At 46.9% G+C, this 4,605-nt stretch carries 2 protein-coding genes; both read right to left on the bottom strand.

Annotation, left to right across the window (positions count from 1 at the left end; translation table 11 throughout):
• Positions 1-417: 417 nt before the first annotated feature.
• Positions 418-3,243 carry a putative bifunctional diguanylate cyclase/phosphodiesterase gene (locus tag ACI32D_RS00030; protein WP_439774641.1) on the bottom strand — a complete coding sequence of 942 codons (2,826 nt, stop codon included), beginning with the start codon at positions 3,241-3,243 and terminating at the stop codon, positions 418-420.
• Between the two features lie 216 nt (positions 3,244-3,459).
• Positions 3,460-4,407 carry a glycosyltransferase family 8 protein gene (locus tag ACI32D_RS00035; RefSeq protein ID WP_439774642.1) on the bottom strand — a complete coding sequence of 316 codons (948 nt, stop codon included), beginning with the start codon at positions 4,405-4,407 and terminating at the stop codon, positions 3,460-3,462.
• Positions 4,408-4,605 lie beyond the last annotated feature (198 nt).

The following is a 4,605-nucleotide window of genomic DNA, read 5'->3' on the forward strand; positions in this document are numbered from 1 at the left end:
TTTCAAAGTACCAACTTGCGTCAAGTGACGCAACGTTTTATATCTTACTCGCTTGCCGACTTCTTGTCAACAGCTTTCTGATATTTTTTATTTTGCCTTCAATTGCCTTTCTTTACGAAAGCGCTTCGTGCTTGCCTTGAAGACATTTAATACTTTACCTTGTTTTTTCTTTTTCGTCAACTTTTGCCTTTTAATTGTCTTTTTCGCCAAACACCAGGAGGTGTTGTAAAAGTTGTTTTTCTCTTCTCTTTTTAAAATCCTCTTTCATTTTTGGGAAAATTGCTTTTCTGGAAAAATCGTTCGGATTTTGGCCTTTTCCTGAGTTAAATGAATAAAAAGTTTTTTGAAAATTTTTATTTTTTCAACTTTTCGCGGGCAGAAAGTAAAAAAGAAGCAGCCAATTTGACTGCTTCTTGCTTATTTCAGATATTGAACCGTGATGTCGCTTGGGTTGATCAAGAGCATCTGATAATTTTCGAGTTTCGCGATTTGCTTGGCACTTAGCCGGAGATACTGGCCGATTTGCTTGAAGTCAAAGTAGCTTTCCCCGCCTTGGCCAACCTTTTTGGCAAAGGCGTGCAGCTGTTTGGCAGTTGCAGAATCCGGTTTGTTCCAGTCGTTGATAATCCGATCAAAAAGAGCAGGCGACCGCTTGATCTCCTTCTGGAATTCTTCGTTGGCATAAAGCATGCTGAACTGGCTGCCATCGTCCAAGACCAGGCAGATCGGCTTGTCGCTGACCAGGTCCACCAAGCCAACTTGCTGGTAAAACTTGCTCTGCCCCCAGTTTTCGATCTCGATCCCCTTCTCGGTAATCAACTGGCAGAGTTTATCAGGCGGCAAAGGCTTGCTGTAGTAATAGCCCTGGATCCGCTCACAGCCAATTGACCGCAAAAAGTCCAGCTGCTGCTGGGTCTCAACGCCTTCTGCCAAGGTGTGAATGCCCAAATCTTTAGCCATCTTTACACAGGCAGTCACAATCTTTTTTGAGGCTTCATCAAAGTCCTTCATAAAGATCATGTCCAGCTTGATCTCATCGAATTCAAAATTCTTGAGATAGTTCAAGGCAGAGTAGCCGCTGCCAAAGTCATCCATCCAGACTTCGTAGCCAGCCTGGCGGAAGTTGTGGATGGCCCGCTTTAAGCCATCCACGTCTTTAGACAGGGCACTTTCAGTGATTTCCACATGCACCAGAGACCGGCGCAAGTTGTTTTTGCGCATGGCCTGGTTTAATTCCGTCAGTGGATCCATCATCTGGAAGTCTGCCCGGGAAAGGTTGACTGAAACCGGGATGACCGGCCAGCCCTTATCCATATGCTCGCGAATCATTTTAGTCACTTCTTGGATGACATAACGGTCAACCTTGTAAGACAGGTTCATCTCCTCAAAAAGAGGAATGAAATCCCCAGGTGACAAAAAGCCCTTGACCGGGTCAATCCAACGGACTAAGGCCTCCGCGCTGCAAAGCCGGCCAGTCAAAGTCCGGATGACCGGCTGGTAGTAAACCTGCAGGTAGTGATTTCTAAGGGCATCATCCAAGTGGTCAATCAAATACTGCTTTAATTCTTCTCTTTCCTGCATGGCCGGAGTATACAGACACCAGCTCTGCTCGGGCTGTTTTTTAGCCTGGTCACAGGCCAGCTTGGCCCGGTCACAGGCCAAAGAAGCGGTCACCTTGTCAGAATATTGGTAAACCCCAACCCGCATCCGCAGCTGGTTGGCCAAAGGCAGCCGCTTTAAGCGGGTATGCAGGCGGATAATCCGCAATTCCCAGTCGCCAGGATCTGGATCATAAACATAGAAGTTGTCCGCGTTAAAGCGGGCTAATGTAGCACCTGGATAGAGCTCCTTCAAAAGTTCCGCGATTTCGATCAAGCAGCGGTCACCTTGTTCCAAGCCATGGCGCATGTTGTAGAACTTGAAGTTTTCCACGTTCATGACCAAAAGCTGGCCACCTGGCTGCCACTTCTGACCAACTTCCAAAAGAAAGTTATGCATGTTGAGCAGGCCGGTCAAGGAGTCATAGCGGGAAACCCGCTTGTCAGTCACGTCCTTGACGACCACGATCGCGCTCTGCGGCACCCGATGGTTGCCAGAACGGCCTTCGATGACTTCAAATTCCAAAAGCCGCTGCTGGTTTTCAACTTGGACATGAGCCGTCAAAAAGAAGCTGGACTGCTGGGTCAACTGCCGGCGCAGATTATCACAGTTCAAGGCATTTAAAAGCGGTTGCTGGCTGTTGGGCAAGACCAGCTGACTGGCGAAAAGGTGCAGGAGCTGGTCATAGTTGTCTCCTTGCTCCAGAACAGACTGCCAGGACAAAGGAGCCTTGAAGACGGTGGCTTGATTTTGAGTCAGATCGAGAAAAAGTTCAAAAATATTGTCCCGGCTGTAGATCAGCTGGAATTCCCGGTAGGCTTCCAGCCGCTTGCTTCGCTCCAGGCGGTCCTTGGAAACTTCGTTGGCTCTTCTGATGAAAACCACTAATTGTTCAGGCTGCCCTTCAAAGTCATAGCGGTTGGACACAATAGTCAAGTGCAGCTTATCACTGTGCTGGAAAGCATGGCAGCTAACTTCCATTTCTTTGCCTTGCAGGGCCTTTTGGTAAGCAGCCACTACTTTATCCTGGTCTTTATAGGCCACGAAACTCTGGCAAAAATCCCCAATCGACTTGGCTCGGTAATAGTTGCTGAGGCCAAACCGGGTCCGCAGGTCTTTGGAAAAAATAGCCGTCTTGACCTTGGGATAGATCCAAACCATTGACAGATTGCCAGCATTAGCGCTGATGACCCGAACCTGGGCAGCAATCTGGTCTTGAGCGACTAAGGGCCAGAGCAGCTTGGCCAGAATCGTCAGCGTTTCCTTTTCCTCTTCATTCCAGACTTGGCCAGCTTGCTTTTCCTTTTGAAAGCAGACCAAGCCTTGACAGATGCTCCCGCTGAAGTAGCTGTAGACCAGATTGCCAGCTGCCATGGCAAATCTATTGCTGAAGTATTCCCCCGTCAAAACTACCGGGTTCTCCTGCTGCAAAAGTTCGTAAGTCGTGTCGCGTTCCTGCCCTTCGGCGATCAGCAGGTTGTGGTGCATGGCTGAAAAGTTATCGCCATGAGAACAATATTGATATAAAAACTGGCTGCCACCAGCCGTGTTTTCGCAGACATAGACCATGGCCAGGCCCAGCTCGTCTTTGACCAGATCGAGCAGGCTGATGACTTGGTCTGGCTTTGGGCGGCCATTTCCCATTATCTTTTTTTGAAAAGCATGAAAAGCATCTGTGATTTTCGTCTTAATCATTTTCTTCGCCCAAACATCATAACTCTTTTATTATTTACTCTTGACTACTTAATTGTAGCGACTTTTGCTTTAAAAATCTCGTTTTTCGGCTTATTTTTCCCAAAAATTGTCCAAAGGGACTAAAAAAGCCTTCCAAGTTAAAACTCAGAAGGCATTCTCTGTGAATTATAAAGTTACTTGCTCTCTCTCCTTGACCCGGGCCCAGTTGTTAGGATCCTGCAAGGTCGTATCCAGCTTGCCCAGCATGTGGTCAAGCTTGTGGTATTCAACATCTCTTTCTTCATCAGTCGTCTTGGCCAGTTCTGCCTTCAATTCTTCAGCAAAAACGGTCTCTTCAGCATTGGTCCAGAAGTAGTCTTCATACTGGATCCCGCTGAAGTGCCAAGGCTTAAAGAAGAGGTTGTAGTGGATCAGGCCAGGGTTAGCCAGAGCCTCAGTGTTTTCGTTTGGCATGGCATCCCAGCGGCCGTCCAGGTACTTGATCCGGCCGGAGCAGATTTCATTTAAATAGTCTTGGTCCGGGGCGATGCAGTCAAAGTGGTAGCGGCCCAAGAGGCTGAAGAACTTGTCAACGAAGTTTTCTTCCCTAAAGGCCTTGGCATTCATGACCAGCATCCCCGAATTGATATACTTCTTCGGATCCAGAGTCAAAACTTCCTTAATGTAGCGAAGCATCTTCTCCACAAACTGGATGGAAGAGTCGGTGCAGGCACCCAAGAGGTTAGTGCCCAAGTCATGGTCATAAAGCTTGGCGATGTCGTCATTCAAAACCGTGTCACTGTCGATGTAGACTACCTTGTCATATTCCGGGAAGAGGTCCGGGATAAAGAGCCGGTAGAAAATAGACATGGTGAAGAAGTCGCCCCGCAGGTAATTTTCCTTCCGGTCCTGGATTGGCTTCAGGAGTTCGTCAGACATCTCGTAGAACTTAACGTGGACATTGTCTCTGTTATAAGCAGCCAAGGCCTTTTCATGTTCTTGGCTTAAGCCCTGGTGCAAAAAAGTTACCGTGTAATCACGCTTTGGGTCAGCATGCTTGACCAAAGAGTGGAGGGAAACGGCCGCGTATGGGGTGAAATCGTCACTGATTGAATAAAATACTGGAACTGTCATTAATATTTTTCCTTTCCATCTGTTTTCAACCGATATACTACATTGTAGTTCTTGCCAGCTTTTTAGCAAGAAAAAAATGCAAATTGAATGAAAGGATTACATACCGAATCATAAAACTTACTAAATCTTGATAATCACATCAATATTGGTAAGTTTTTCTGATATTCCTTTCTAGTTAAATCTATGGGTAGATTCAAC

Source organism: Lactobacillus sp. (assembly GCF_051873315.1).
Lineage (GTDB): Bacteria > Bacillota > Bacilli > Lactobacillales > Lactobacillaceae > Lactobacillus.